Here is a 24,558-nt window from a genome sequence, read left to right as displayed (position 1 = left end):
GCCATGCAAATCGACCTTCCTGTGATCTGGGCCGGCATTATCGGTCTCGGCGTCTTTATTTACGTGATGCTCGACGGCTTCGATCTGGGCATTGGGCTGCTGTTTCCGTTCTTCGAAGGCAAAGGCGAGCGCGAGGTCATGCTCAATACCGTCGCGCCGGTCTGGGACGGCAACGAGACCTTTCTGGTGCTGGGCGGCGCGGGCCTGTACGGCGCGTTTCCCGTGGTGTATTCCACGCTGCTGCCCGCCAATTACATGCCGCTCATTCTGATGGTGGTGGGCCTCATCTTTCGCGGCGCGGCGTTCGAATTGCGCTCCAAGGCCACGCGCACGCAGCATGCGTGGGATCTGGCGTTTATCGGCGGATCCGCGCTCGCGGCGATGTGCCAGGGCATTACGCTGGGCTCGCTGCTGCAAGGCATCAAGATCGTCGACGATAAATTCGCGGGCGATCCGTTCGACTGGTTTTCGCCCTTTAGCGTGTTTTGCGGCTTTGGCGTGCTGCTCACCTATGCCACGTTGGGCTGCGGCTGGCTGATCCTCAAGACCGATGGCGAACTGCAACGCAAGATGCGTTTCGTGATGCGCCCGCTGCTGGCCATCCTTTCGCTGGCGATTGCTATCGTGAGCCTGTGGACCGTGCTGGGGCTGCCTGCCGTGCGGCACCGCTGGTTTCTGAGCGGCGATCTGGGCTACTTTCTGCCGGTGCCGATTCTCGTGGTGCTGTGCGTGTGGGGCATCTATCGCTCGCTGAATTTGAGCCATGAAGCAATGCCATTCCTTCTTTCGCTGGCGATCTGCTTTCTGGGCTACACGGGCCTCGTTATCAGCATCTGGCCGTATATCATTCCGCCCTCGCTCACGATCTGGGAAGCGTCGTCGAGTCATTCGAGCCAGCTATTCGCGCTGGTCGGCACGGTGATCGTTCTGCCGATCATCCTGGTTTACAACGCCATGCAGTATCGCGTGTTCCGGGGCAAGGTCCGCGAAGGCGACCACGGCTATCACTGAGCCGCAGGTCTTCAACTGTACTGCTTCAAACCGTCGCGGACTGTGCACCAGGCAGACCGTGACGCGGCCCTATGCTTGAGTCTGCAAGCTCGCCTCGTGCGAGCGCCCCCTCCAGACTCATACGCCACGGCGCCGGAACAAGAAAGTGAACGCCATCGCTGAAGCCATCGCCTTTGCGCCCGCGCGCGACGAACTCGCTCGCCCGCTGCGCGATCTGCGCCTTTCCGTCATCGATCAGTGCAATTTTCGCTGCACCTACTGCATGCCGCGTGACGTGTTCGACGCGAATTACGAATTCCTGCGCGCGTCCGAGCGTCTTTCGTTCGACCAGATGATGAAGCTGGTGCGCGCCTTTGTGGCGCTAGGCGTCGAAAAAGTGCGCATCACCGGCGGCGAGCCGCTGCTGCGTCGCGGGCTGGAGTCGTTCATCGAACGGCTCGCGGGTTTGAATACCTTGAACGGCAAGCCGCTCGACATCGCGCTCACGACCAACGGCTCCTTGCTCGCCGCGCGTGCACGCGGCCTGCGCGATGCGGGGCTTTCGCGCGTCACGGTGAGCCTGGACGCACTGGACGACGGCATCTTTCGCCGCATGAGCGATGTGGACATGCCGGTGGCGCGCATTCTCGACGGCATCGAACGGGCCCAGGCCGTAGGCCTCGCGCCCGTCAAGGTCAATGCCGTGATCGAGCGCGGCGTCAACGATAGCCAGATTCTGCCGCTCGCGCGCCATTTCATGAATAGCGATATCGCCATGCGATTCATCGAATTCATGGACGTGGGCGGCGCGGCAGGCTGGTCGAATTCGACGGTGCTTACCGCGCAGGACATGCGCGCGATCGTAGAAAGCGAATTCGAGCTCTCGCCGCTTTATAGCGCCGATGAATCGTCGACCTCGGTTAATTATCGCGTCGCGAATGGAAAGAACACGGTGGGCTTTATCGCCAGTGTCTCGGAGCCGTTTTGCGGCAAATGTTCGCGTGCGCGCGTATCGGCGGATGGACAGCTTTTTACCTGCCTCTTTGCGAAGCAAGGCGCGGATCTGAAGCCGTGGCTGGGCGACGCCGTGTCCAATGAACAACTGATCGACGCGATCAACGCACGCTGGAATGCACGCGACGACCATTATTCGGAACTCAACGCAGACCGGCGGCGCAGCGGCGAGCACAAGCGCTGGCCCACCGTGCGCATGTCGCTGGTCGGCGGCTGAACGCTTTATCGCTCCAAGGCAATATGAAACTCACCATTAAATATTTTGCGAGTATCCGCGAACAGATCGGCGTAGCACAGGAAGTGATCGAAATCGACGCGCCGCAGATCAACCTTGCCGAACTGCGCGCCCAACTGATCGCACGCAACCCGCAGACGGCCGACGCGCTGGCTACGGCGCGTCCCGTACGGGTGGCGGTGAATCATGAGATGGTTGCCGGTGCGTTTGTCGATACATTTGCCGTTCGGCAGGACAGCGAAATTGCGTTCTTTCCGCCAGTGACGGGTGGCTAACATTCAGCGCGGCCAAGCCGCCGATAATTGATATCGGCGCATCGGCCTTTCGCTCGTGGGACAGGCGCAGGTAATATCGCCCCGGTCGCGCAGATTGCGCGACGTCCATAGCAGGGCCTCCGCTATCCCCAAAGTTCCCCCGCTTTGGGGATCTTTTTTTGGCGCGACGCTTTATTCGTCCGATTCGATCTCCAGCGCTGAAGCGAGCACCGCCCAATCCGCGTTGACGGGCGTGGTGCCGCGCACGAAAGGCCGGTAGATTTTGTCGCCGCGCTGGATATCGCCGCCCGTGAGCGCGCATTGTCCGCGTTTTCGCGCGATGCACAGGCGCCAGAGCTGTTCGGTGTAGTGCCCGCTGGTGGGATCGCTCCACGACACCGATATGAGTTTGTCCTTGCAGACCTCCACGAAAGCCAGATTGGCGCGCCGCGCGGGAGCGGCATCCAGGCTATCGGCGTGGATCGATCGTGAGAAACCGTTCGTGGCATGACAGGCTTTGTCATGCGCGCCATCGTGGAGAACGGAGCCGCCGCCCAGCAGCGTAAGCGTGTATTGCCAGGCATGGTCGATACTGACTTGGTGCATCGTCTGTCTTCCCTTCAATGGTGAATTGTCAGGCCAGATTCATACGATCATTCTGTCATGCGCAAGCGAGCGAACTACCAACAAACTGCGTGTGATCGAATGCTAGCACCGGCATGATAAAAATGATTGATTTCGACCCGATGCAATGAATACGCACTCATTCGTCAGGTTTTATCGTTCTGGCAAAACAACGTAAGCAATCAGCGTTACGCATTGAATGGTAGTGGCCGCCGAAGCATCGGATGAATCACACTCCGGCGTTGTAGAAGGGAGTACAGTTCGCGCGAGCCGATGGGCGCTGCCAGGCTTGCTAACGTTCGAATTCAGTGCCGCGCACGGCTTCGATCAGATAATCGACAAAAGACGCAATGCGCGCGGAAATCGCCGTATTGCGGTAATAGACCGCGTTGATGGGCTGACGCACGTCCTGCGTTTGCCCCGGAAAAAGCGGCACGAGCGCACCGCTATGGCGATCGCTGGCGGTCATGAAATCGGAGAGACACACGATTCCGTTGCCGGCGAGTGCAAGCTGACGCAAAGTCTCGCCGCTGGACGAGCGGATCGCGGGTTCGATCCGGTACGGTTCATTATCCGGCCCGGTAATCGGCCAGAGATTGAGCGAATCGGGTTCAGTAAAGCCCAGCAGCGGATGTTTGCCAAGGTCCTTCACGCGCCGCGGCTGGCCATGCGCTTTCAGGTAAGCAGGCGTGGCGAGAATCCGCACGCGGCTGCGCCCCACCGGCTTGCTATGCAGCGTCGAATCCTTCAACTGGCCGATACGGATCGCCACGTCGGTGCGCCGCTCCAGCAAATCGATGATCCCCTCGTTGCTGTTCAGTTCCAGATTCACCTGTGGATAGCGCTCGCGATAGCCCTGCACCAGCGGCACGATCACATGCAGCATGAACGGCGAGGCCGCATCCACGCGCAAGCGTCCCGAAGGCCGTTCGCGGCGCGCGGCCATCTGTTCTTCCGCGCCCTCCACGGAAGCGATGATGGCCCGTGCATCGGCGAGAAACGCCCGCCCTTCCTCGGTCAGTTCGAGCCGCCGCGTAGTACGGCGCAGCAGCGTGGTCTTGAGCTTGTCTTCCAGACGTCCCAGCGTGCGGCTCGTCGCTGAAATCGTCAGGTCGAGCTGATGCGCCGCTGCCGTGATCGAGCCGCTATCGACCACGGTCACGAAGGCCTGAAGTTCGTCCAGAGTGATTTTCATTGTTGATTTCAGATCAAAACACATTGGTTTATAGACGTCTTTTTAGGCAAAAGTAAAGGGCGCACACTGCGGTTCGTTTCCAGCCAACCCAGGATCGCTCTCCATGTCACCCGCTCAACCCGGCTCTTCCCTTCCCACGCAGGATGCGCAGAGCAACGCGTGGCTCATCCTGCTCGCGCTCGCCATGGGCGCGTTCAGCATCGGCACCACCGAGTTCTCGCCGATGGGCCTGCTGCCCGTCATCGCAGCAGGCGTGCACGTTTCCATCCCGACTGCCGGCATGCTGATCACAGCCTACGCGATTGGCGTGATGATCGGCGCGCCGCTGATGACGCTCGCGATGTCGCGCTGGTCGCGACGCTCGGCGTTGATTGCGTTGATGGCCATCTTTACCGTCGGCAATCTGCTCTCGGCCTTCTCCAGCCACTACACCACGTTGCTGATCGCTCGCCTCGTCACGAGCCTCAATCACGGTGCGTTTTTCGGGCTGGGATCGTTGGTGGCGGCGAGCGTCGTGCCGCGTCACAAGCAGGCCAGCGCGGTCGCCACCATGTTCATGGGCCTGACCATCGCCAATATCGGCGGCGTGCCTGCTGCGACGTGGCTCGGCCAGGCGATTGGCTGGCGCATGTCCTTTGCGGCCACCGCGGCGCTGGGCGTGGTGACAATGCTGATCCTGCGTCTGGCGCTGCCACGCGGCGAGGCCGGCCCGGCACCGCATGTACGCGGCGAATTGCAGGTGCTCGTGCGCCCCACCGTGCTGATGGCGCTCGCCACCACCGTGCTCGGCGCGGGCGCAATGTTCACGCTCTACACCTATATCGCGCCGACGCTCGAACATCTCGCCGGTGCAACGCCTGGATTCGTCACGCTGATGCTGGTGCTGGTGGGCGTGGGCTTTTCGATCGGCAATATCGCCGGGGGACGGCTTGCCGACCGCTCGCTCAACGGCAGCCTGATCGTGTTCCTGATCCTGCTCGTCGCCGTAATGCTGGCCTTTCCGCTGCTCGTGAAAACACAGGTGGGAACCGCGCTTGCCGTTGTCGTGTGGGGTATGGCGACCTTCGCGGTGGTGCCGCCTTTGCAGATGCGTGTCATGCGCGCCGCAGCGCATGCACCCGGGCTCGCCTCGTCGGTCAATGTCGGCGCATTCAATCTGGGCAATGCGCTTGGCGCGGCTGCCGGCGGCGTGGCGATTTCGGCGGGCCTGGGCTATGCCGCTGTGCCTATCGTGGGCGCGGTGATCGCCGCAGCCGGGTTGCTGCTCGTCCTTGCGCAAATCGCGCTCAAACGCCAGCCGGCATCGGGCGCACCGCGCGATATTTCGCCGACTAACTTTTAACGCAGTCAGTTTTTTCAACCTCTTTCTGGAGTCATTTCATGAGCCATATTCCCGCCTTCGGTCTGGGCACGTTCCGCCTGCAAGGTCAGGCCGCCATCGATTCCGTTCGCAACGGCCTTGACGTGGGTTATCGCGCCGTCGACACCGCGCAGATCTACGGCAACGAAGCCGAAGTGGGCGAAGCGATTACCGCTTCCGGCGTGGCGCGCGACGACCTCTTTCTCACCACCAAGATCTGGGTCGATCACTACTCGCGCGACAAGCTCGTTGCAAGCCTCAAAGACAGCCTCAAGAAGCTGCACACCGACGCCGTCGACCTCACGCTGATCCACTGGCCCGCCCCCAACAACGGCGTGCCGCTGGAGGAAACGCTGAGCGCGCTCGCTGAAGCAAAAGCACAAGGATTGACCAGGCAGATTGGCGTATCCAATTTCAACATCGACTTGATGAAACAGGCGCTTGCCACACTTGGCAAGGACAACGTAGCAACCAATCAGATCGAGTTGAGCCCGTATCTGCAGAATCGTAAGCTCGTGAGCTTTCTGCAGCAGGAAGGCGTTCACGTCACTTCGTACATGACGCTGGCTTACGGCAAGGTGCTGGGCGATCCGGTGATTCGCGCCATCGCCGAACGCCATCACGCGACACCCGCACAGGTCGCGCTTGCCTGGGCGCTGAAGCTGGGCTATGCGGTGATTCCGTCGTCGACGAAACGCGAGAACCTGGCAAGCAATCTCCTCGCGCAGACGCTAGATCTCACCGACGACGATATGGCGCAAATCGCCGCGCTCGAACGCAATGGTCGCGAAGTGAGTCCCGAGGGCCTCGCGCCGCAGTGGGACTGAAAAAATCCTTACCGCCAGGTAAGACCGTAACAAAAACGTCGCAATAACACAGTAAAGTGTCGGCCATTTTACGCATCGACCATGCTCGCTTCCTTACTGGCCGCATTTTACGAGACTGTCCGGCAAGGCAGCATCACGGCTGCGGCCCGGCGTCTGGACGTCAGCCAGCCCACCGTCACCTCGCGCATCCAGCAGCTCGAAAAACAATACGGCGTCGAGCTGTTCTTCCGGCGCGGCAGCCGCCTCGATCTCACGCAGACCGGCGCGACGATCATGCCGCTGATCGACCGGATGATGCAGACCGAGCACGACATCGACTTCGCGCTGCGCAACGAGCGCGAGCTTTTTGCGGGCAGTTTCCGGCTGGGCGCGACGGGCCCTTACTATATTCTTCCCACCATCGCCGCGTTTCGCCGCCGCTATCCGCACGTGCAACTCGGCATCGAGATTGACAACTCGCAGGGCGTGCTCGATGCCTTGATGGAGTTTCGCGTCGACGTGGCCGTATCGTCGAACGCGGTGGACGATCCGAATCTCGTGTGTCATCGCATCGCCGACGACAAACTCGTGCTTGTGGTCGCGCCCGGGCATCCGCTCGCAGTCGCCGGTCAAGGCCCGGTCGAACTCGACGTACTGAAAACCGAAACGCTGCTGCTGCGCGAACCTGGCTCGCGCACGCGCGACGCCACGGAAACCGCACTCGCGCGTTGCTCGGTCGAGCCAGCCGCGCTCATCGAGATTGGCGGGCGCGAGGCGATCTGCGAAGCGATCCGCCACGGTCTGGGCTGCGCGCTCATGCCGTCGGGCGAAGTGCCGCGCGGGGCCTCGCTGGTGGCGGTGCCGATTGCGCCCGAAGGTCCTGTGGTCCACGAGTATCTCTACCATCTACGCAGCCGCGCCAACACGCGCCTCATCCTCGCATTCATGGCGACGCTCAACGAGACTTTAAAAGCACCTTAAAGCGCGATTTTAAATCTGCGAGACGCGCCCGGCCAAAAGACGCCCCAAAAAACGCAAATAGGCCTATCGGTAATCTTGCGTAAAACGAAATAAGCACGTCTTACCGGCTTCGTAAGATTTCCTGCACTCGCCGGACTGTCCGGCGATACGAACAGCAGGGGACAAACGATGACAAGGCAGGCAGCCAGGGCGCTTGGCGCGCTCGCGCTCGCGGGTGTACTCGCGGGATGCGGCGGCGGGACGACGCAATCGTCGGGCACAGCGGGCGCAGCAGGCAACTCGAGCGCCGCGAATGCTGCGACGGGTAGCAGCGGGTCGGGCAATAGCTCCAGCACAACGCCGGTCAACAAGACGCTGGTGATCGAACTGGACGGCGTGACCTACAACGCGCTCACCACGGCAATCGCCGCCGGCAAACTGCCGAACCTTGCGAAGCTCACCATCGCGCCCGCCTATAGCGGCGGCGTGAACAGCACGCTCAGCCAGCAGCCGAATCTCGACACGCCGGGCTGGGCCACGCTCGTCACCGGCACGTGGGCCGATCGTCATCAGATCAATTCCGATGCTGCGGGCCAGGCGCTGCATGCGCCCACCGTCTTCTCGATGCTCAAATCGGCAGGCGCGGGCACGCTGGGCGCAGCCGTCGATTCGCCGGGCTTCGCGGCCATTCTCGCCGCCGACCAGAACGCGGGCTACCTCGATAGCGTGGTCAATTGCGCGTCGGTGGATAGCTGCGTGACGAAGCAAGGCCTGAGCATGATCGACAACGGCTACTCGCTGGTGGTCGCGCAATATCATTCGGCGCAGGACGCCGCGCTCAACTGGGGCCTCAATTCGACGAACTATGCGAGCACGCTCACGCAGCTCGATAGCGCCGTAGGCACGCTGATCGCCGAAACGGCCCAGCGCAGCGGCGAAAACTGGCTCGTGATGGTGAGCGCGAGCCACGGGCTGAACGCGGCAGGTGGCACGGACGGCCTGCCGCTCGCGCCGGAATCGACCAGCTTTATCGGCATCAACACGCAGAGTAATGGCCGCATGGGCAGCAGCGCGGCGCCCACTTCGCTGGCCGACCTCTATACGCGCGCAAGCATTGCCGATATCACGCCCACGCTACTTGCGTGGCGCAATGCGTTGCCCGGCGCCGCAACCTATGCACTCGACGGCGGCGAACTCACTGGTCAGCAACCGGTTTCGCAACTGATTGGCGTGACCGGCAGCGACAACGCCAGCACAGTCCTCACGTGGACCGCGCCTGCAACCGGCGCGATTACCGTGCTGCGCGACGGCCAGCAGATCGCCACGCTTCCCGCGGGCACGACCACCTATACGGACAGCAATCTGGGCGTGAGCACGACCGGCGCTTATACCTTCAACTACACAGTGGCCGCAGGCACCGCGCCGGTTTCGTCGCTGATCCGCGTGGCGTATGTCACCCCACCGCCGCCCCCGCCTCCGCCGCCTGCGCTCGCGACCACGCTCACCAACGGCCTGTCCACCTACTACCCGTTCGGCGCGCTGCCTGCCATCGACAAGATGAGCGCCAGCACGCTCGCCGCGTGGGCTTCGGACGCGGATGGCGGCTCGCTCACGGCCGATCCATTCGGCGGCAAGGGACTGAAGATCGACACGAGCATCGTCGATACCAACGGCTTCGACGGCTATCGTCTGCAGCAGACCAACGACGTGACGAAACAGGCGCAATTCACGCTCGGCTTCTGGTTCATGACCTCGTGCCAGAACCTCACGGGCAACGGCACGCCGGTCCTCTCGAACAAGAACTACTACTCGGGCGGTAATGCGGGTATCGCCATCGGCCTGTTCCCGGGTTCGAGCACGAGCTGCAACGTGCGCTTCAATATCGGCGATGGCAGCACGCGCAACGATATGAATTCGGCCACGGTCACGGCCAACAAGTGGGCCTATGTCGCGCTCACCATCGATACCACCGGCAAAACGATGACGGGCTATGTGTTCGATCCGGTGCTCGGCGAACAGAAGTACAGCGCATCGGTCACGGTGAGCGTGGCGAAACTGCCGGGTCTGGGTTCGTTCGGGCTGAACGAAGACGGCACGGGTCAGTACTACATGAACGCCTGCAAGGACACGCCGCCCTACACGGCGGGCAAATGTGCGGCGACGCCGCCCGATGTGCAGTCGTTCGGCGACCTCGCGTTCTGGAAGCGCACCGTCACGGAAGCCGAATTGCAGACTGTCTACGGTTCGGGCAAACCGCTGTCGACGCTGCTGCCTTGAATTTGCGTTGATCGCGCCTGGAGATATTCGACGATGAAAAACACTTTGATGAAGCAACGATATCGCTTTGGTGCAGCGGCGCTTGCCGCGACGCTGTGCGCCTCGCTGGCCGCTTGCGGCGACGGCACGAACAGCAACGGAGCGTCGGGCAGCACGGCGGCGGCAGCCAACACGGCCGCAGCCGGCGCGGGCGGCGCCAGCGCGCCGGTGGCGATCGTCGCAGCGCCCGCTTCGGGCAGTTGCGCGGCATCGGGGACCACCGCATCGCAGCCTTTGCTCAACACGCAGCTGGACTGCGCGCCCTGATCGACGCGAGATTCAAAAAAAATCCCTCTGAGTACACCGTATTGCGCGCGCCGGTTCGCCGGTCGCGCCAGCCTGCGCGCGCAAACATCAAAAAACACTGCCCATCATGACTTCAATGGATCGCCGTCATTTCCTGCGCGCTGCTGCGGCGGGCGCGTCGCTCAGCCTGTTTCCGCCCGCGATCCGGCGCGCGCTCGCGATTCCCGCGAACAACACCACCGGCACGATCAACGACGTGCAGCACGTGGTGATCTTCATGCAGGAGAACCGCTCGTTCGACCATTACTTCGGCACGCTGCCCGGCGTGCGCGGTTTCGCCGACCGCTTCACGATTCCGCAGCCCGCGGGCGCGAACGTCTGGCAGCAAAGCGACGGCAGCCGCACCGTGCTGCCCTTCCACCTGGACAGCACCAAGGGCAACGCGCTGCTCGCGGGCGGCGCGCACTCGTGGACCGATGCACATAGCGCGTGGGACAACGGCCGCATGACGCAATGGCCGAAGTCCAAAGGCGATGTGTCGATGGGCTATCTGCAATCCGCCGATCTGCCGTTTCACTTCGCACTGGCCAACGCGTTCACGATCTGCGACGCGTACCACTGCTCGCTGCACGGCGGCACCAACTCGAACCGCATTTTCATGTGGACCGGCACGAACGGCCCCACCGGCTCGAACTACGCCGTGGTGAACAACAACGGCTGGGACGGGCTGGGCGCATCGGCGACGGGCCTCACCTGGACCACTTACGCCGAGCGCCTGCAAGCCGCCAATGTGAGCTGGAAAGTCTACGAAAACCAGCCCGACAACTACACCGATAACCCGCTTGCCGGTTTCGCGAGTTTCCGCAAGGTCAACGAGACCGTGCCGGGCTCGCCCAACGCGCCCTATACGGCGGCCATGGAGGCGCTCTCGCCGCTCTACAAGGGCATCGGCAACACCATGCCCGACGGCGGCTTCCTGCAGGCGATGAAAGACGATATCGCCGCCGGACAATTGCCGCAGGTGAGCTGGATCGTCTCGCCGCAGGCCTATTGCGAACACCCCGGCGCATCGACGCCGGGCCAGGGCGCGTACTACCTGCAATTGCTGCTCGACGCGCTGACCGCGAACCCGGATGTCTGGAGCAAGACCGTGCTGATCGTCAATTACGACGAGAACGACTGCTTCTTCGATCACATGCCGCCGCCTGACGCGCCCTCGCCCAACGGCGACGGCACTTATGCCGGCAAATCGACGGTCACGACGCAGTACGAGTACTTCACCGTGCCGAACCCGCCCGGCGACTCATCGCCGCTCAAGCCCGATGGCCTGCCCTACGGCCCCGGCCCGCGCGTGCCGATGTTCGTGGTCTCGCCGTGGAGCACGGGTGGCTTCGTCAATTCGCAGGTGTTCGACCATACGTCGGTGCTGCGCTTTCTCGAAGCGCGCTTCGGCGTGGCGGAACCGAACATCAGCCCGTGGCGGCGCACCGTGTTCGGCGACCTGACCTCGTGCTTCAACTTCGCGACGCCGAACGATGCCACACCCGCTGCGATCGCTGCGCCCACCAAAGCCGCCGCCGATGCGCAAAGCGCCCAGCAAAGCACGCTCGGCGCCGTGCCGGTGCCTTCGGTGGCCACCCAGACGATGCCGCAACAGGCGCTTACGCTGCGCCCCTCGCGTGCGTTGCCCTATCACCTGCACACGAGCGCGAACGTCGATACGCAGAACGGCGCGGTATGGCTGGTGTTCAGCAATACCGGCAGCGCGGGCGCGGTGTTCCATGTCTACGACCAGTTGCATCTGGATCGCGCGCCGCGTCGCTACACCGTGGAAGCGGGCAAGGAACTCTCGGATATCTGGACGCCCGCCACGACAGACAGCGGCGCCTACAGCCTGTGGGTGCTCGGGCCGAACGGCTTCCATCGCGAGTTCACCGGCAACCTCGTTGCGGCCGCAACCGGTCCGAAACCGGAAGTGCGCGTGTGCTACGACGAATCCAATAACGCCGTCTACCTGACCATCATGAACACGGGCACCGCGACCACCAGCGTCACCGTGACCAGCAACGCCTACCGCACCGACGGCCCCTGGACCTACAGCGTGCCGGCCGGCATGCAGGTCGAGCCGTACTGGTCGCTCACCGCCTCGAACGGCTGGTACGACTTCACGCTTGCCGCCGAAAACGGCGTGACGCGCCGCTTCGCGGGCCGCGTCGAAACGGGCAAGGACAGCGTCAGCGACCCGGCCATGGGCATGGCGAGCTAGGCAGCACGAAACACCATAAAAAAGACCATTTTTTTCATTCAACCACCGTCACACGACAACACCACAGATGAATACGCTTCGACTTTCCGTCCTCTCCCTCGCGCTGCTGGGCGCCAGCTCCGCCGCCTTCGCAGCGGACAGCGTCACGCTTTACGGCGTGATCGACACGTCGATCCAGTACGTGAGCCACGCCAATTCGCAGGGCGACCATCGCTGGGGCATGGCCGACAGCAATCTCTCCGGCAGCCGCTGGGGCCTCAAGGGCGCAGAAGACCTGGGCGGCGGCCTGAAAGCGATTTTCCAGCTGGAAAACGGCTTCAATCCGAATAGCGGCGGCTTCCATCAGAGCGGCCGCATGTTCGGCCGCCAGGCGTTTGTCGGCCTGTCCGGCGATCAATGGGGCACCGTCACGCTGGGCCGCCAGTACGACCCGCTCGTCGACATGATCCAGCCGCTCACCGCCGACAACGACTTCAGCAGCATGTTCTCCACGCCGGGCGACGTCGATAACAACGACAACAGCTCGCGCACCAACAATGCAATCAAGTACGTTTCGCCGGTGTTCTCGGGCTTCCAGTTCGAAGGCCTGTACGCACTGGGCGGCGTTGCTGGCCAGACCGGATCGGGCCAGACGTGGTCGGGCGCGGCCACGTATTCGATCGGCCAGTTCAGCGCGGCGGCAGGCTACTTCTATGCTGCGAACGCCGCGTCGAGCGTCAAGCGCACCGGCTGGAGCAGCACCTCGGACGGCACTTTCGACGGCAACTTCGATCCGAACACGCCGCTCAACAACGGCTATATCACGGCAAAGTCGATCGGCATCGCTTCAGTGGCCGTGCAGTACGTGATGGGCCCGGTGAAGATGAACCTGCGTTACAGCAACGCGCAGTATCGCCCGGACGCGCAATCGGCATTCGGCAGCACGGAGCGCTACAACGTGGGCGGCGCGTATGTCGGCTATCAGGCGACGCCTGCACTGCTGCTCGGTCTGGGCTACATCTACACGAAGGCTGATGGCAATACATCGGCGACGTATCACCAGGTGTCGGCGGGCGCGGATTATTCGCTGTCGAAGCGCACGGACGTCTATCTGATGGGCGCATGGCAGCACGCGAGCGGCACGCAAGGCAACGGCAAGGGCGGCACGGCACCGGCCGAAGCGTCGATCGGCTCGTATGGCTATTCGTCGAACGACACGGTGCAGGCGATTGCGACGGTGGGGATTCGCCACAAGTTCTAATGGGTAAGCTGTAATTCCGCGCTTTAATCCGGAGTGAATGGCCGCGCATCGAGGATGCGCGGCTTTTTTTATTTCCAGCCGCTTTTCAGTCTCGCGCCTGCGTGCGCTGCACACACTCCACGAAATATTCCAGCGCCGAAGTGAGCACCAGATCGCGCCGATACATCATGCCCAGCGTCAACGGCGGCTCGCGTGCATCGGTTTGCAGCTTCTGCAGCGTTCCGAGCTTAATCTGCTCTTCCAGCAAAAATTCAGGCCATACGCTGACGGTGCCCGGCTCCTGCGCAAGCTGCGCGTAGAGCCGCTGCGAGGTGCAGACGTTGACATGCGAGGGCATCGGCAGCGCCCGCTCGCCGCATAGCTCGCGCCAGTAGGCGGGCAAACTCTCGCGCGTGTGGTTATAAAGCCAACGCGCGCGGGTCAGCTTGTCCAGCCGCGTCTCCTGCGCAAGCGGATCCTCTTTGCGCACCGCCAGCACCTGCGCAGTCTCGCTCAGCGCGATTACGCGGTGTTCCGCCGTCACATCTCCGGCGGCGACAAAGGCGACGCACAGATCGAACGAGCCATCGCGCAACCCGTCGATAATCTGCGTCGGCAGACATTCGTAAATATTGAGCCGCACATCGGGCAGGCGCGCCCGAAACGCGCGCAGCGCCTGTGGCATCGCAAACGACGACGCCAGCAACGACACGCCGATCGACAAGGTGCGTTGCGCACCCGCACGCATTTCCTCCAGTTCGCGCTCGGCGCTGGCGATTTCCGCCACCACGGCGCGGGCGCGCCGCAACAGCGTTTCGCCGTAGCGTGTGAGCCGCACACCGGCGCCGCTGCGCTCCAGCAGTTGCACGCCCAGGCGCGCCTCCAGTTCCTTGATGCTCTTGGTGACCGCGGGCTGGGACACGTTCAGCGCGTGGGCCGCCGCCATGAGCGTGCCGTGCTCGGCGATGGCCACGAGCATCTGCAACTGCGTCGTCTTGAGCGTGCCGCGTTCCATAAGCATTCGCTATGTGCATGAGAAATTGGAAATCGGCGCCAGACGCGCCGCCCCTAGTATGCGAGCTCCGGCACAACCGAAGGCCGGAAGTATACAAGGAGGCAACCGTGGCACCAGTGGCAACAGAAGCACCGAAGGCGCCGACAACGCCCGATATCGACATCGACGAACTGGTCGCGTTGCGGCGCGACATTCACGCCAATCCTGAAGTGGCGTTCGCCGAGCATCGCACCAGCGAACTCGTTGCCGCGAAGCTGCGGGCGTGGGACATCGAAACCCATACTGGCATTGGCGGCACCGGCGTCGTGGGCGTCGTGCATGGACAGCGCGGCCCGGGCCGCGTGATCGCCCTGCGCGCCGATATGGACGCCTTGCCGATGGAAGAGGAAGGCCGCCCGCTGCACCGCTCGCTCAAGCAAGGCGTTTTCCACGGCTGCGGCCACGACGGCCATACGGCCATGCTGCTCGGCGCAGCGCGCCATTTCAGCCGTCACCGGGATTTTGCGGGCACGGTGGTGCTGGTGTTCCAGCCCGCCGAGGAAACCGGCGGCGGCGCCAACGCCATGCTCGCCGACGGCCTGGAAACGCGCTTTGGGTATGAAGAAATCTTCGCGCTGCACAACGCTCCCCATTTCGCGCCCGGCACGTTCGGCGTGCTGGACGGCGCCATGCTGGCCTCGTGCGACGAAGTCGTGATCCGCATCGACGGAGTGGGCGGTCATGGCTCCGCGCCCGAAAAGACCCGCGATCCGGTGATGGCGGCCGCCCAATTGATCTGCGCCCTGCAGACCGTGGTGAGCCGTTCGATCGAGCCCAGCGCAACTGCCGTGCTGAGCATCGGCAGCATCCATGCGGGCAGCGCGCCGAATGTGATTCCGTCCCACGCCGAATTGACGGGCACGCTGCGCGCCTTCGACGAAAACGTGCGCGCGTTTGCAAAATCGCGCATAGCCGAAATCTGCACGGGCATCGCACAACTCAGCACCTGCTCGATTGCGGTCGAATTCTGCAACAGCTCGCCCGCGACGATCAACCATCGCGAACAGGCCCAAGCCGCCGCGCGCGTAGCCGCGGAAATCTTTGGCGCGGATAACGTGCTGCGCGAATTCCCCCCGCTCAACGGCTCGGAGGACTTTTCCGAATTCCTGCTGCGCCGTCCAGGCGCGTACGCGCTGCTGGGACAAGGCGGCGTCTATTGCCATCACCCGGAATTCGATTTCAACGACGAAGTCCTGCCGTATGGCGTGCGCTTCTTCGTCTCGCTTGCCCACGCGCGCCTCGCGGCCTGAGCGCGGGCACTGAACACGATCAAGGACCTTTCGATGAAACACCTCAAAACGGCTTCGCGGCGCATCGCCGTCACCCTGTTGTGCGCGACGGCGGCTGCACACGGCGCCAGCGCCTCAGCGGCCACGCTGCGCTTTGGCACCGACCCGAGCTATCCGCCCTACGAATACAAGCTGCCCGACGGAAAACTTGCGGGCCTCGATATCGATATCGGCAACGCGATCTGCGCGGCGGCCAACGTACAGTGCGTGTGGGTCGAAAGCAGCTTCGACGGCCTGATCGCCGGGCTGCAGTCGCGCAAGTTCGATGCGATCAATGCCTCGCTCGCGCCCACCGCCGCGCGACGCGCCGTGATGGATTTCACGCAGCCCGTCTATCCCGCCGACATCCGGCTCGTGGCGGCGCGTGGCAGCCACCTCACGCCCGATGCGAAAGCGCTGGGCGGCAAGCGCGTGGGCGTGCTGCAAGGCTCCACGCAAGCGGCCTTCGCAAAGGCCAACTGGGCGCCGCATGGCGTGAGTATTCAGGAGTACCAGGATCAGGACAGCATCTATACCGATCTCGTCAATGGGCGGCTGGATGCCACCATCGTGCTGGGTTCCGCAGCGCGTCTGGGCTTTCTGGCGAAACCGCAAGGCGCACGCTTCGAACTTGCGGGCCCGCGTATCGACGATCCCGCGATCACGGGCGCAAGCAGTGTAATCGGCGTGCGCAAGGGCGATGATCGCACGCGCCAGGCACTCGACGCGGCGCTTGCGCGCCTCAAACAGGACGGCACGATTTCGCGCCTCGAAAAGCGCTATCTGGGCGACGACGCTCAAGCCGCGCAATAAAAAAGGCCCGTACAGCCAACACCACAGCGGACGGTTCAGGGCCGTCCGCGACGACGATCGATAACGACATTGGGGACATTCATTGAAAACGACACCACTGCTCGCAAGCATGCTCGCGGCAATCGCCGCCATCGCGGGTACGCCCGCGTCGGCGCAGAGTTCACAAAGCTCGGTCACGCTGTTCGGGCTGATCGACGAGGGAATCGACTACACCAGCAACGTGCGTGGCCACGCCGTCACGGAAATGATGAGCGGCGCGGCCCAGGGCAGCCGCTGGGGGCTCAGGGGAACGGAAGCGCTGGGCGGCAAACTCTCGGCAGTATTCCAGCTTGAAAGCGGCGTCGACGCCAGTTCCGGGCGGTTGATGGAAGGCAACCGGATGTTCGGACGCCAGGCCTGGGTGGGCATCGCGCATGACGATATCGGCACGCTCACTTTCGGCCGCCAGTACGACTCGCTGGTTGAATATCTCGCGCCGCTCACGGCGAACGGCAACTGGGGCGGTTTCCTGTTCGAGCATCCCTACGACAACGACAACACCGATAACTCTTTCCGGCTCGACAACGCCGTGCAGTTCAACAGCGCAAATATCGGCGGGTTGAGAGTGGGCGCAACGTACGCGTTCTCGAATCTTCCCGGCCAGATCTCGACCAATAATGCGCAGAGTATTGGCGTGAGCTACGCGATCAACGGATTCAGCTTTGGCGCGGCGTGGCTCAATGTGACGAATCCCGGCGCCAACACACTGGGAGCAGTCACCACCGACGATGCGGGCTTCGTGGCCTCGCGTCATCGTGTCTACGGTGCGGGCGTCAACTATCAGCTGGATGCGGTGACGCTGGGTTTTGTGTACACGCATACGAATCTGAGCGATCCCACTGCCTATTCCTATATCAGTGGCGCAATCGTGCCAGCTGGCCAGCACGCTTCTTCGCTGACCTTCGATAATTTCGAGGTCAATGCGAACTGGTCCATCACGACCGCACTGATGCTGGGCGCGATGTACGACTACACGCAGGCGAAGCTCGATACGTCCGCAGGCGCTTACAAGCCGAAATATCACACGTTCGGCTTGATGCTCGATTACAACCTCACCAGACGCACCGACATCTACGCAATGGCGAGCTATCAACGCGCCATCAGCGCGAACAGCGGCACCGCGCTCGATCTGGCCTATGCGGGCGGCGCAGACGACAGTTCGTCGACGCAGCGGCAATTCGTCGGGCGCGTCGGCCTGCGGCACAAGTTCTGATCGTCGTGTTCAAGGGCGGCCTCAGACATGGCCGCCCCTTTCGCAAAAAACTTTTTTCTCCGCTGTAACCGCTGGCGCGGCGTGGGCGAATTAGCTGTTGTATCCGCGACGGATACCACCTACCTCTACCACCGGAGAACACTCATGTCCGCAAAGCTCAACGTCAATGCCGCGCTGATCGTCGGCGCCGTCGCCAGCCTGCTAGCTTCTGCCGCTCACGCCGCGCCGCTCACCCAGGCCGAAGCCAGCGCCGCCATCGCCGCACACAAGGAAAAGTGCTACGGCGTCGCGCTCAAGGGGCAAAACGATTGCGCTGCAGGGCCCGGCACGACCTGCCAGGGCACCTCGGCGATGGACTTCCAGGGCAATTCGTGGAAGTTCGTTCAGGGCGGCACCTGCACCAGCATCCAGGTGCCGGGCGGCGGCCACGGCTCGCTCACGCCTATGAAGTCCTGATCGATTCATCGCAGCCAGGAGCGGGACGATCATGACCGAATTCTTCCGATCAAAGGTATGGCCCACGTCAGGCCGTCCCGCTCGCCGCGCTCTTGCGGGCACGAGTTTCAAACACGGGCACCTCGGTGCAATCCTCGACGAAGGTTTACAAGACGGCTTCTTCGAAGTTCATGCCGAGAACTACATGGGCGCGGGTGGGCCGCCGCATCGCGCGCTCGCGGCCATCCGCGAACGCTATGCTGTTTCACTGCATGGCGTGTGCATGTCGCTGGGCGGCCCGGATGCGCTGGACACGGCACATCTCGCGCGCTTTCGCGATCTGGTTGTGCGCTACGAACCGGCCTTCGTTTCCGAACATCTTGCGTGGTCTTCGCACGGCGGCAGCTTCTTCAACGATCTGCTGCCGCTGCCCTATCACCGCGCAACACTCGCGCATGTATGTGCGCACATCGACCAGATGCAAAGCGCCATTGGTCGCCCGATCCTGCTTGAAAACCCGTCGACCTATGTGATGTTTGCTTCGTCGACGATGAACGAAACCGGCTTTCTACGCGAAGTCGCGCAAAGAACCGGATGCGGGCTATTGCTGGACGTGAATAACGTTTTTGTTTCTGCCGTCAATCACGGCTTTTCGGCACATGAGTATCTCGCGGCGTTTCCGCTCGAATACGTGGGCGAAATCCATCTGGCCGGTCATAGCGAACAGCACGACGACGAGAACCAGCCGCTGCTGATCGACAGTCACGACCGCCCCGTTGCCGATAGTGTCTGGAATCTCTATAGCGAGGTTATTTCCCGCATCGGCGCTGTGCCGACTTTGATTGAATGGGACAGCGATCTGCCTGACTGGAACGTATTGCGTGCGCAGGCCAACGCGGCACGGCGCGTCATGACACGGTTCGCCACGACGTATGACGAGGGCGTGTGCCATGCAAGCTGAACAACACGCAGGGTATGCAAGCGCATTCGCGCCTGGCTTGATCGATCCCGCGCTGAGTGCGCCCGTCGACGTTATCGCGTCGCACGGCAAGGGCGTCGTGAAGCGCTACAACGTCTATCGCAACAACGTGACGGTGAGCCTGATCGATGCGTTGGCCGCCATTTATCCGGCTGTGCAGCGAATCACCGGCGTCGAATTTTTTCGCGCCATGGCGCGCTTTCACGTACGCGCAACGCCGCCAAAGTCGCCGCTGCTATTCGAATACGGCAGGGATTTTCCAGACTTTATCGAATCCTATGAATACGCACGCGACATGCCATGGCTCGCGGATACGGCGCGCATCGAACGCGCATGGCTGGATGCGTATCACGCGGCTGATGCCGCACCTTTGACGGCGCAGGCATTCGCCGCCGTCGATGCTGCGTCGCTGGGGCAGCTACGCTTTATTGCCCACCCAGCCACGCGCATCGTGCGTTCGCGCTATCCGGCGGTATCCATTTTCGCCATGAACCGCAAGGACGGCCCGCTTGATCCGCTTGATCCGCTTCATGCGAGCGACGCGCAGGACGCGCTCGTCACGCGCCCCGATCAGGACGTGGTCGTTTCGCAACTGCCTGCCGGGGGCGCTGCGTTCCTGCTGGCGCTCATCGCCGGTGCGCCACTGGGCGAAGCAATGGAAGCCGCGCTGCAAGACGACAATTCATTCGATATCCATATCAATCTGCAAGCCATGATTTCTGCCGGCGTATTGACCGCCATCCGTTCCGGAGATCCATCATGATGTCGACCCAGCAAGAACTCAAACCGTCCGCGCAGGCCTTCGTCACGACTGCGATTGTGCGTGCCCGGCGTGCAATCGAAACGCTCGCTCAACCCTGGCTCGTGCAACTCGTGCTGCGTCTTGCGCTTGCCGTGCCGTTCTGGCGCTCTGGCATCCTCAAATGGCACGGCTTCCTGCATCTCAACGATACGGCGATCACGCTATTTACCGACGAGTTCCAGCTGCACCTGCCAGGCGGCCCCTATCCGTTTCCCGCGCCCGCCGTTTTTGCGTTGCTTTCCGCGTGCGGAGAAGTGGGATTTCCGGTGCTGCTAGTGCTGGGACTCGGCACACGTTTCGCCGCTGCGGGTCTGTTTCTGATGACCTGCATCATCGAATTGACCGTGCCCGACGGCTGGCCCATTCACATCACCTGGGCGGCAATGGCGTTGGGCATCGCCGCATGGGGTCCGGGCAGGATCTCGATCGACTGGCTGCTGGGCGACCGCGCAAGCCGCTCCCGCTAGCTTTGGCTGGCACGCGATAGCGGTTCCTCTACCGTCTCGCGTGTGCGCCGCAGGCTCACGTACAACAGCAGCGACACGCAGCAGAACACACAGGCGAGTCCGATAGCCGCGCGCGCGTCGAGTCGTTCGATCAGCTCGCCCCCCGCCGCCGAGCCAATGCCGAAGCCTAACGACAACACGCCCGGCGACAGCGTCGCATAGCGCCCCACCGGATCGACGCGCGGCATGGTCGCGAAGATCAGCGTGGCCGCGCCCGTCCAGGCCACGATGAAGACAATGGCGGCGATGGCGAAGCGGTCGGGCGTTTGCGGCATCGTGAGCGCCGCAGCCGATACCACGCACGCGCCGATATTGACGATCGCCCAGCGCCGCAAGCCGTTGCCGCGCCCCAGACGCGGCATGACCACGCACGCGGCCAGGCTCACGAGATTGGCGTAGACCAGCGTGGTGGCCACGCGCGACTCGCTCAGGCCCGCACGCATGCCAATCTGTTCGAGGAAAGTCCACAGCACGCCCACGCCGAAATACAGCGCGAATATGCAGCCCAGCAGCAACATGACGCCGCGCAGATCGACGCGCGCGCCATGCCCCGCGTCGGCGCTGACGAAGGCCTCCGTGCGCCCGAACAGCGTCATCGCCGGCAGAAACACCAGTGCGAGCGCGCCGATGCAAACGTACGTGCCCGTCGCCTGCGCCACCGAACCCACCACCGGCAACACGTAGCCAAGCAAGGCCATGCTCCACAGCACCTGCAGCAGGATCAGCAGGCCGATATTGCGCTCGGGCGCTTTCGTATAGGACAGGCAGGTCATGGCGATGCCGCTTAGCGCGCCCGAGCCGATCCCCGCCATGACACGTGCAGCAATGAAGAGCGGCAAGCTGTGGGCATAGGGCGTGGCGAAATTCGCAAGCGCCGTGAGCGCAATCGTGGCCGCGAGCGTGACGCGAATGGGCTGGCGTGCGAGTACGGTCGCCATCAACAGCGTGCCCGCCGCCATGCCGAACACCTCGCCCAGCACGGCGACGCCCAGATCTGCCGCGCCAAAGCCCCACTGCTGCGCAATCTGCCCGACGATCACGGGCAGCCCCCAGAACACCGTGGGCGCGACAGTGCCGAGGGCAAGCATCGCCATGAGGAACAGCACGCCGTCCTGTGTGGCGGCTTCAGACGAAGGTTGATTCACGTTGCGGTCTCCGGATATCGATGGCGATGACGGTGCTCAAGCGCACGCGGTGGTGTCGATGCTTTCGCTATCCAGTTGCTCGCGCAACGTTCCCTGCGCGTAGGTCACTGCGCCATTCATCATCGTCACGCCGATATTCACGCGGCCAATATCGTGTTTCTTCACTTCGAAGAGATTGTCTTCGAGCACGATCAGATCCGCGCGCTTGCCGACGGTCAGCGAACCGATCTCGTGCTCCATGCGCAACTGGTACGCGCCGTTGATGGTGTACGCGGCGATCAATTGCGGCACGCTCAGGCGCTCGTTGATGTCGGGAAACACGGGGGCATCGGGCTCGCCTGCAAGCTGACGCGTGTGACCCGATTCAATATGCTCGACCGGGCGATGCTGGCAGCGACACTGGCACGCCAGGCCATCCATGCCGATCGACACCGTCACGCCCTCCTCGATAAAGGTGCGGAACTTGTACATATTGCTCCAGCGTTCCGTGCCGTAATGCTCGCGAATCAGTTCGGTATAGACATCGACGACGCCCCATTGCAATTGCGTATTCGCCATCACGCCAAGACGGCGGAAACGCGGAATATCGTCGGGATGCGTGAGGAATGCGTGCGTGATGACGTGACGCCGCTCGCGCGGCGGATTGGTCGCGTTGACCAGTTCGAAACCGTCGAGCGCCGTGCGCACGGCCGCGTCGCCCACACAATGCACCATGACGTCGATCTGTTCCTTATCGGCCTGCAGCAGATATTGCTTGAACTGGTCGATGGGCATGGTCGGCTCGCCGCAGGTGTGCGGTCGGTCCGCATAGGGCGCGAGCAGATAGGCCGTGTGATTCGCTTCCGTGCCGTCGAGGAACAGCTTCAACGCCTGCGCCTTGACCAGCGGCGATTGATACTTCGCGCGATATTCCACCAGCGTGCCCACCGGGTCTTCCACCGGGCCGAGCGCCGCGTAGCTGCCCACCACGCGCAGTTTGAGATTGTTGGCGCGCTCCATCGTTTGCAGCGTTTCATAGAGCAGCGTCTGGTCGCCGCTCGGGTCCAGGAAGCCCGCGTCGAACACCGTGGTAATGCCGGCCGCCACCAGCTTTTCCTGCCAGACGCCAATCGACTGCAGATACAGGTCGATGCCCGTGGGCAGATAACCCGCCTCGCTGATACGGCGCATCAGCAGCGAATAAGCCGCGCCGTCCACCACGAGACCGGTTGGCTCGCCCGTTACCGGGTCTTTCTCGAACCAGCTCGAACCTTCCTCGACCGGCGGCGTGGCCGCATCGATGCCGCCAATCTCCAGGGCCTTCGAATTGACCCACATGGAATGGAAATCGGTGGAAAGCAGGCAGACCGGTTTGTCCGCACAGATCGCGTCGAGCGTTTCCTTACGCAGGATTTCCGGGGGAATCGTGGCCTGAATCCAGCCCATGCCGGTAATGCTTTTTTCATCCGGATGCGCCGCCACGTATTCGGCCAGCGCCGCCAGCACTTTTTGCGGGTCTTCGTAATTGACGAACGCCTGGAACGCAAATGCGGTGGTTGAAAAATGCCAGTGCGATTCGACAAAGCCCGGCAGCATCAGGCGGCCGCCCGCGTCCACCACCTGGGTGTTCTCGCCGATATGACGCTCGATCCCGGCCTCGTCGCCCACGTAAACAATGCGATCGCCGCGCACAGCGACGGCGTCGGCCCAGGGCTTGTGCGGGTCCACGGTATAAACCTTGGCGTTGCGAAATGCGATATCTGCGTGCTGGATGCATTCGTCAGCCGATGTGATGGTGTGATTCTGTGTCGCCACGTGTCGCTCCTTTGGGTCGTCGTTCTCAATCGATGTGGCGCGAATGTATCCAGCCGGAAATCGCCGGTCTGCCCTGCTTTGGGGGGACAGGCGTTGCCCTGGCAGACAGCGCAATATTGGTCAGGTAGCATCGTGCTCATCCCCGACGAGCAACCGTGACACTGATGGCTCCTCACGCTTTCGCATCCGCGCGTGCGCGCGACGACTACCGATCCCTTTCCATTTCCCCGCGTGCATTGGGCGACCTCGTTGGCCGCGTGGGCACGCCCGATTTCGTGCGCTCGCTCGGGCAGTTCGTCACCGGCGACGTTCAGGCCGACGCCATCCATCTCGAACGCGTGCGACCCGATGCGCGCAATCCTTCGGGCTATGCCACGGAGTGGATCGGCAGCACCGGCGACGAATACGCCTTGATCTGCGAGATCATGGACCGCTACTACGCGGCGTATTGCGACCGCGATCCGCTATTCGTTTCAATTCGTGGGGCGACCGGCACACTGCTGATCCAGCGCGACGTTGGCGCGCTCACCGACGATGGCTTCCGCAAGGAAATTTTTACGCCGGCACGCATCGCCCAGGAATGCGTGATTTCGCACGGCACGCGTAACGAGCGCTATTCGCTGGGCCTCGCGCGTTGCGAAGGACGTGCCGCCTTTACCCTGCAGGAACTGGCGGTGCTGCGGCAAATGAGCGAATTCCTGTTTCCGCTGTGCGAGATGCATGCGAGAACGGCAGCGGCGCGGCGCATCAGCACGCCACGGCGCGAAGGCACGCCCGTATCGCGCTTTGAAGAGCGCATTGCACGCGAGGAGATCCGTCTTTCGCGGCGTGAAGGCGAAATCTGCCGCTGTCTGCTGAGCGGCAAGACGATTCCGGAAAGCGCCCAGATGCTGGAATTAAAGCTTTCGACCGCCGAATCCTACGTCAAACGCGCGTTCGCCAAGCTCAAAGTCCGCACGAAATGGGAACTGTTGCAATGGGCGCACTCCTACGATTGAAGGTTATTTTTCGTTGAATAGCGCAAT

23 protein-coding genes are annotated in these 24,558 nt (G+C 62.7%); 18 read left to right on the top strand and 5 right to left on the bottom strand.

The features are described 5' to 3' along the window. The first annotated feature begins 3 nt into the window (after positions 1 to 3). From cydB to moaD, 3 genes are all read left to right on the top strand, one after another. Entirely contained in the window at positions 4 to 1,011 is a 1,008-nt protein-coding gene (gene cydB / locus F3J17_RS03690; RefSeq protein WP_167053852.1) for a cytochrome d ubiquinol oxidase subunit II, read from the top strand. Between the two features lie 145 nt (positions 1,012 to 1,156). Continuing rightward, positions 1,157 to 2,221 (top strand): GTP 3',8-cyclase MoaA, encoded by a 1,065-nt coding sequence (gene moaA / locus F3J17_RS03685; protein ID WP_167053850.1) that lies wholly within the window; start codon positions 1,157 to 1,159, stop codon positions 2,219 to 2,221. Positions 2,222 to 2,244: 23 nt separating this feature from the next. Next, on the top strand, positions 2,245 to 2,514 hold the full coding sequence (gene moaD, locus F3J17_RS03680) for a molybdopterin converting factor subunit 1 (protein WP_167053848.1): 270 nt from the start codon (positions 2,245 to 2,247) through the stop codon (positions 2,512 to 2,514). 171 nt (positions 2,515 to 2,685) lie between these two features. Here moaD and F3J17_RS03675 read toward each other — a convergent pair whose 3' ends face one another. Both F3J17_RS03675 and F3J17_RS03670 read right to left on the bottom strand, forming a co-directional pair. After that, on the bottom strand, positions 2,686 to 3,099 hold the full coding sequence (locus F3J17_RS03675; RefSeq protein WP_167053846.1) for a DUF3331 domain-containing protein: 414 nt from the start codon (positions 3,097 to 3,099) through the stop codon (positions 2,686 to 2,688). Positions 3,100 to 3,409: 310 nt separating this feature from the next. Next, complete coding sequence (locus F3J17_RS03670; RefSeq protein ID WP_167053844.1) at positions 3,410 to 4,312, bottom strand: LysR substrate-binding domain-containing protein; 903 nt, start codon at positions 4,310 to 4,312, stop codon at positions 3,410 to 3,412. A gap of 103 nt (positions 4,313 to 4,415) precedes the next feature. Between F3J17_RS03670 and F3J17_RS03665 the strand changes: the two genes are divergently transcribed. From F3J17_RS03665 to F3J17_RS03635, 7 genes are all read left to right on the top strand, one after another. Continuing rightward, a complete protein-coding gene (locus F3J17_RS03665; protein WP_167053842.1) occupies positions 4,416 to 5,654 on the top strand; it encodes an MFS transporter in 1,239 nt (412 codons plus the stop codon). A 38-nt stretch (positions 5,655 to 5,692) separates the two neighbouring features. Further along, entirely contained in the window at positions 5,693 to 6,499 is an 807-nt protein-coding gene (dkgB, locus tag F3J17_RS03660) for a 2,5-didehydrogluconate reductase DkgB (RefSeq protein WP_167053840.1), read from the top strand. 81 nt (positions 6,500 to 6,580) lie between these two features. Beyond that, on the top strand, positions 6,581 to 7,459 hold the full coding sequence (locus tag F3J17_RS03655; RefSeq protein WP_167053838.1) for a LysR substrate-binding domain-containing protein: 879 nt from the start codon (positions 6,581 to 6,583) through the stop codon (positions 7,457 to 7,459). A 168-nt stretch (positions 7,460 to 7,627) separates the two neighbouring features. Continuing rightward, entirely contained in the window at positions 7,628 to 9,715 is a 2,088-nt protein-coding gene (locus tag F3J17_RS03650; protein ID WP_167053836.1) for a LamG-like jellyroll fold domain-containing protein, read from the top strand. A 33-nt stretch (positions 9,716 to 9,748) separates the two neighbouring features. Then, complete coding sequence (locus F3J17_RS03645; protein WP_240160743.1) at positions 9,749 to 10,021, top strand: hypothetical protein; 273 nt, start codon at positions 9,749 to 9,751, stop codon at positions 10,019 to 10,021. Between the two features lie 106 nt (positions 10,022 to 10,127). Beyond that, a complete protein-coding gene (locus tag F3J17_RS03640; protein ID WP_167053834.1) occupies positions 10,128 to 12,266 on the top strand; it encodes a phospholipase C, phosphocholine-specific in 2,139 nt (712 codons plus the stop codon). A 67-nt stretch (positions 12,267 to 12,333) separates the two neighbouring features. Then, positions 12,334 to 13,506: a porin gene (locus tag F3J17_RS03635; protein ID WP_167053832.1), complete on the top strand. Its 1,173-nt coding sequence runs from the start codon at positions 12,334 to 12,336 to the stop codon at positions 13,504 to 13,506. An 85-nt stretch (positions 13,507 to 13,591) separates the two neighbouring features. Here F3J17_RS03635 and F3J17_RS03630 read toward each other — a convergent pair whose 3' ends face one another. After that, entirely contained in the window at positions 13,592 to 14,506 is a 915-nt protein-coding gene (locus tag F3J17_RS03630) for a LysR family transcriptional regulator (RefSeq protein ID WP_167053830.1), read from the bottom strand. 101 nt (positions 14,507 to 14,607) lie between these two features. On the opposite strand from F3J17_RS03630, the gene F3J17_RS03625 reads away from it, so the two are divergent. The 7 genes from F3J17_RS03625 (at position 14,608) to F3J17_RS03595 (ending at position 20,555) form a co-directional block, all read left to right on the top strand. After that, on the top strand, positions 14,608 to 15,789 hold the full coding sequence (locus tag F3J17_RS03625; RefSeq protein WP_345891123.1) for an amidohydrolase: 1,182 nt from the start codon (positions 14,608 to 14,610) through the stop codon (positions 15,787 to 15,789). Between the two features lie 33 nt (positions 15,790 to 15,822). Continuing rightward, positions 15,823 to 16,620 carry an ABC transporter substrate-binding protein gene (locus tag F3J17_RS03620; RefSeq protein WP_167053826.1) on the top strand — a complete coding sequence of 266 codons (798 nt, stop codon included), beginning with the start codon at positions 15,823 to 15,825 and terminating at the stop codon, positions 16,618 to 16,620. Positions 16,621 to 16,702: 82 nt separating this feature from the next. Then, the gene (locus F3J17_RS03615) at positions 16,703 to 17,872 is read left to right on the top strand and encodes a porin (RefSeq protein WP_167053824.1); all 1,170 of its coding nucleotides are present in this window, start codon (positions 16,703 to 16,705) and stop codon (positions 17,870 to 17,872) included. Positions 17,873 to 18,016: 144 nt separating this feature from the next. Continuing rightward, positions 18,017 to 18,328: a DUF2282 domain-containing protein gene (locus F3J17_RS03610; RefSeq protein WP_167053822.1), complete on the top strand. Its 312-nt coding sequence runs from the start codon at positions 18,017 to 18,019 to the stop codon at positions 18,326 to 18,328. A gap of 31 nt (positions 18,329 to 18,359) precedes the next feature. After that, positions 18,360 to 19,268, top strand: a complete 909-nt coding sequence (locus F3J17_RS03605) for a DUF692 domain-containing protein (protein ID WP_167053820.1) — start codon at positions 18,360 to 18,362, stop codon at positions 19,266 to 19,268. Continuing rightward, positions 19,258 to 20,049: a DNA-binding domain-containing protein gene (locus F3J17_RS03600; protein ID WP_167053818.1), complete on the top strand. Its 792-nt coding sequence runs from the start codon at positions 19,258 to 19,260 to the stop codon at positions 20,047 to 20,049. The genes F3J17_RS03605 and F3J17_RS03600 overlap by 11 nt, the downstream gene beginning before the upstream one ends. Then, positions 20,049 to 20,555, top strand: a complete 507-nt coding sequence (locus F3J17_RS03595; RefSeq protein WP_205194630.1) for a DoxX family protein — start codon at positions 20,049 to 20,051, stop codon at positions 20,553 to 20,555. Before F3J17_RS03600 ends, F3J17_RS03595 begins: the two co-directional genes overlap by 1 nt. Here F3J17_RS03595 and F3J17_RS03590 read toward each other — a convergent pair. Together F3J17_RS03590 and F3J17_RS03585 are read right to left on the bottom strand one after the other, a co-directional pair. Beyond that, a complete protein-coding gene (locus tag F3J17_RS03590) occupies positions 20,552 to 21,739 on the bottom strand; it encodes an MFS transporter (protein WP_167053814.1) in 1,188 nt (395 codons plus the stop codon). The genes F3J17_RS03595 and F3J17_RS03590 overlap by 4 nt on opposite strands. 36 nt (positions 21,740 to 21,775) lie before the next feature. Next, complete coding sequence (locus tag F3J17_RS03585) at positions 21,776 to 23,533, bottom strand: amidohydrolase (protein WP_345891122.1); 1,758 nt, start codon at positions 23,531 to 23,533, stop codon at positions 21,776 to 21,778. 164 nt (positions 23,534 to 23,697) lie between these two features. On the opposite strand from F3J17_RS03585, the gene F3J17_RS03580 reads away from it, so the two are divergent. Then, entirely contained in the window at positions 23,698 to 24,531 is an 834-nt protein-coding gene (locus F3J17_RS03580; RefSeq protein ID WP_205194600.1) for a helix-turn-helix transcriptional regulator, read from the top strand. Positions 24,532 to 24,558: the final 27 nt, after the last annotated feature.

Origin of the sequence: Burkholderia sp. Ax-1719 (genome assembly GCF_011753055.1) — a bacterium.
GTDB lineage: Bacteria > Pseudomonadota > Gammaproteobacteria > Burkholderiales > Burkholderiaceae > Paraburkholderia.
This window is presented reverse-complemented; position numbering and strand designations above follow the sequence as displayed.

Coding starts and splice junctions, on each gene's coding strand:
- F3J17_RS03580 (WP_205194600.1), top strand. CDS start 23,698: ATGGCTCCTCACGCTTTCGCATCCGCGCGTGCGCGCGACGACTACCGA.
- F3J17_RS03665 (WP_167053842.1), top strand. CDS start 4,416: ATGTCACCCGCTCAACCCGGCTCTTCCCTTCCCACGCAGGATGCGCAG.
- F3J17_RS03600 (WP_167053818.1), top strand. CDS start 19,258: ATGCAAGCTGAACAACACGCAGGGTATGCAAGCGCATTCGCGCCTGGC.
- F3J17_RS03640 (WP_167053834.1), top strand. CDS start 10,128: ATGACTTCAATGGATCGCCGTCATTTCCTGCGCGCTGCTGCGGCGGGC.
- F3J17_RS03670 (WP_167053844.1), bottom strand. CDS start 4,312: ATGAAAATCACTCTGGACGAACTTCAGGCCTTCGTGACCGTGGTCGAT.
- F3J17_RS03655 (WP_167053838.1), top strand. CDS start 6,581: ATGCTCGCTTCCTTACTGGCCGCATTTTACGAGACTGTCCGGCAAGGC.
- F3J17_RS03635 (WP_167053832.1), top strand. CDS start 12,334: ATGAATACGCTTCGACTTTCCGTCCTCTCCCTCGCGCTGCTGGGCGCC.
- F3J17_RS03650 (WP_167053836.1), top strand. CDS start 7,628: ATGACAAGGCAGGCAGCCAGGGCGCTTGGCGCGCTCGCGCTCGCGGGT.
- F3J17_RS03605 (WP_167053820.1), top strand. CDS start 18,360: ATGACCGAATTCTTCCGATCAAAGGTATGGCCCACGTCAGGCCGTCCC.
- moaD (WP_167053848.1), top strand. CDS start 2,245: ATGAAACTCACCATTAAATATTTTGCGAGTATCCGCGAACAGATCGGC.
- F3J17_RS03610 (WP_167053822.1), top strand. CDS start 18,017: ATGTCCGCAAAGCTCAACGTCAATGCCGCGCTGATCGTCGGCGCCGTC.
- dkgB (WP_167053840.1), top strand. CDS start 5,693: ATGAGCCATATTCCCGCCTTCGGTCTGGGCACGTTCCGCCTGCAAGGT.
- F3J17_RS03675 (WP_167053846.1), bottom strand. CDS start 3,099: ATGCACCAAGTCAGTATCGACCATGCCTGGCAATACACGCTTACGCTG.
- F3J17_RS03595 (WP_205194630.1), top strand. CDS start 20,049: ATGTCGACCCAGCAAGAACTCAAACCGTCCGCGCAGGCCTTCGTCACG.
- cydB (WP_167053852.1), top strand. CDS start 4: ATGCAAATCGACCTTCCTGTGATCTGGGCCGGCATTATCGGTCTCGGC.
- F3J17_RS03620 (WP_167053826.1), top strand. CDS start 15,823: ATGAAACACCTCAAAACGGCTTCGCGGCGCATCGCCGTCACCCTGTTG.
- F3J17_RS03645 (WP_240160743.1), top strand. CDS start 9,749: ATGAAAAACACTTTGATGAAGCAACGATATCGCTTTGGTGCAGCGGCG.
- F3J17_RS03630 (WP_167053830.1), bottom strand. CDS start 14,506: ATGCTTATGGAACGCGGCACGCTCAAGACGACGCAGTTGCAGATGCTC.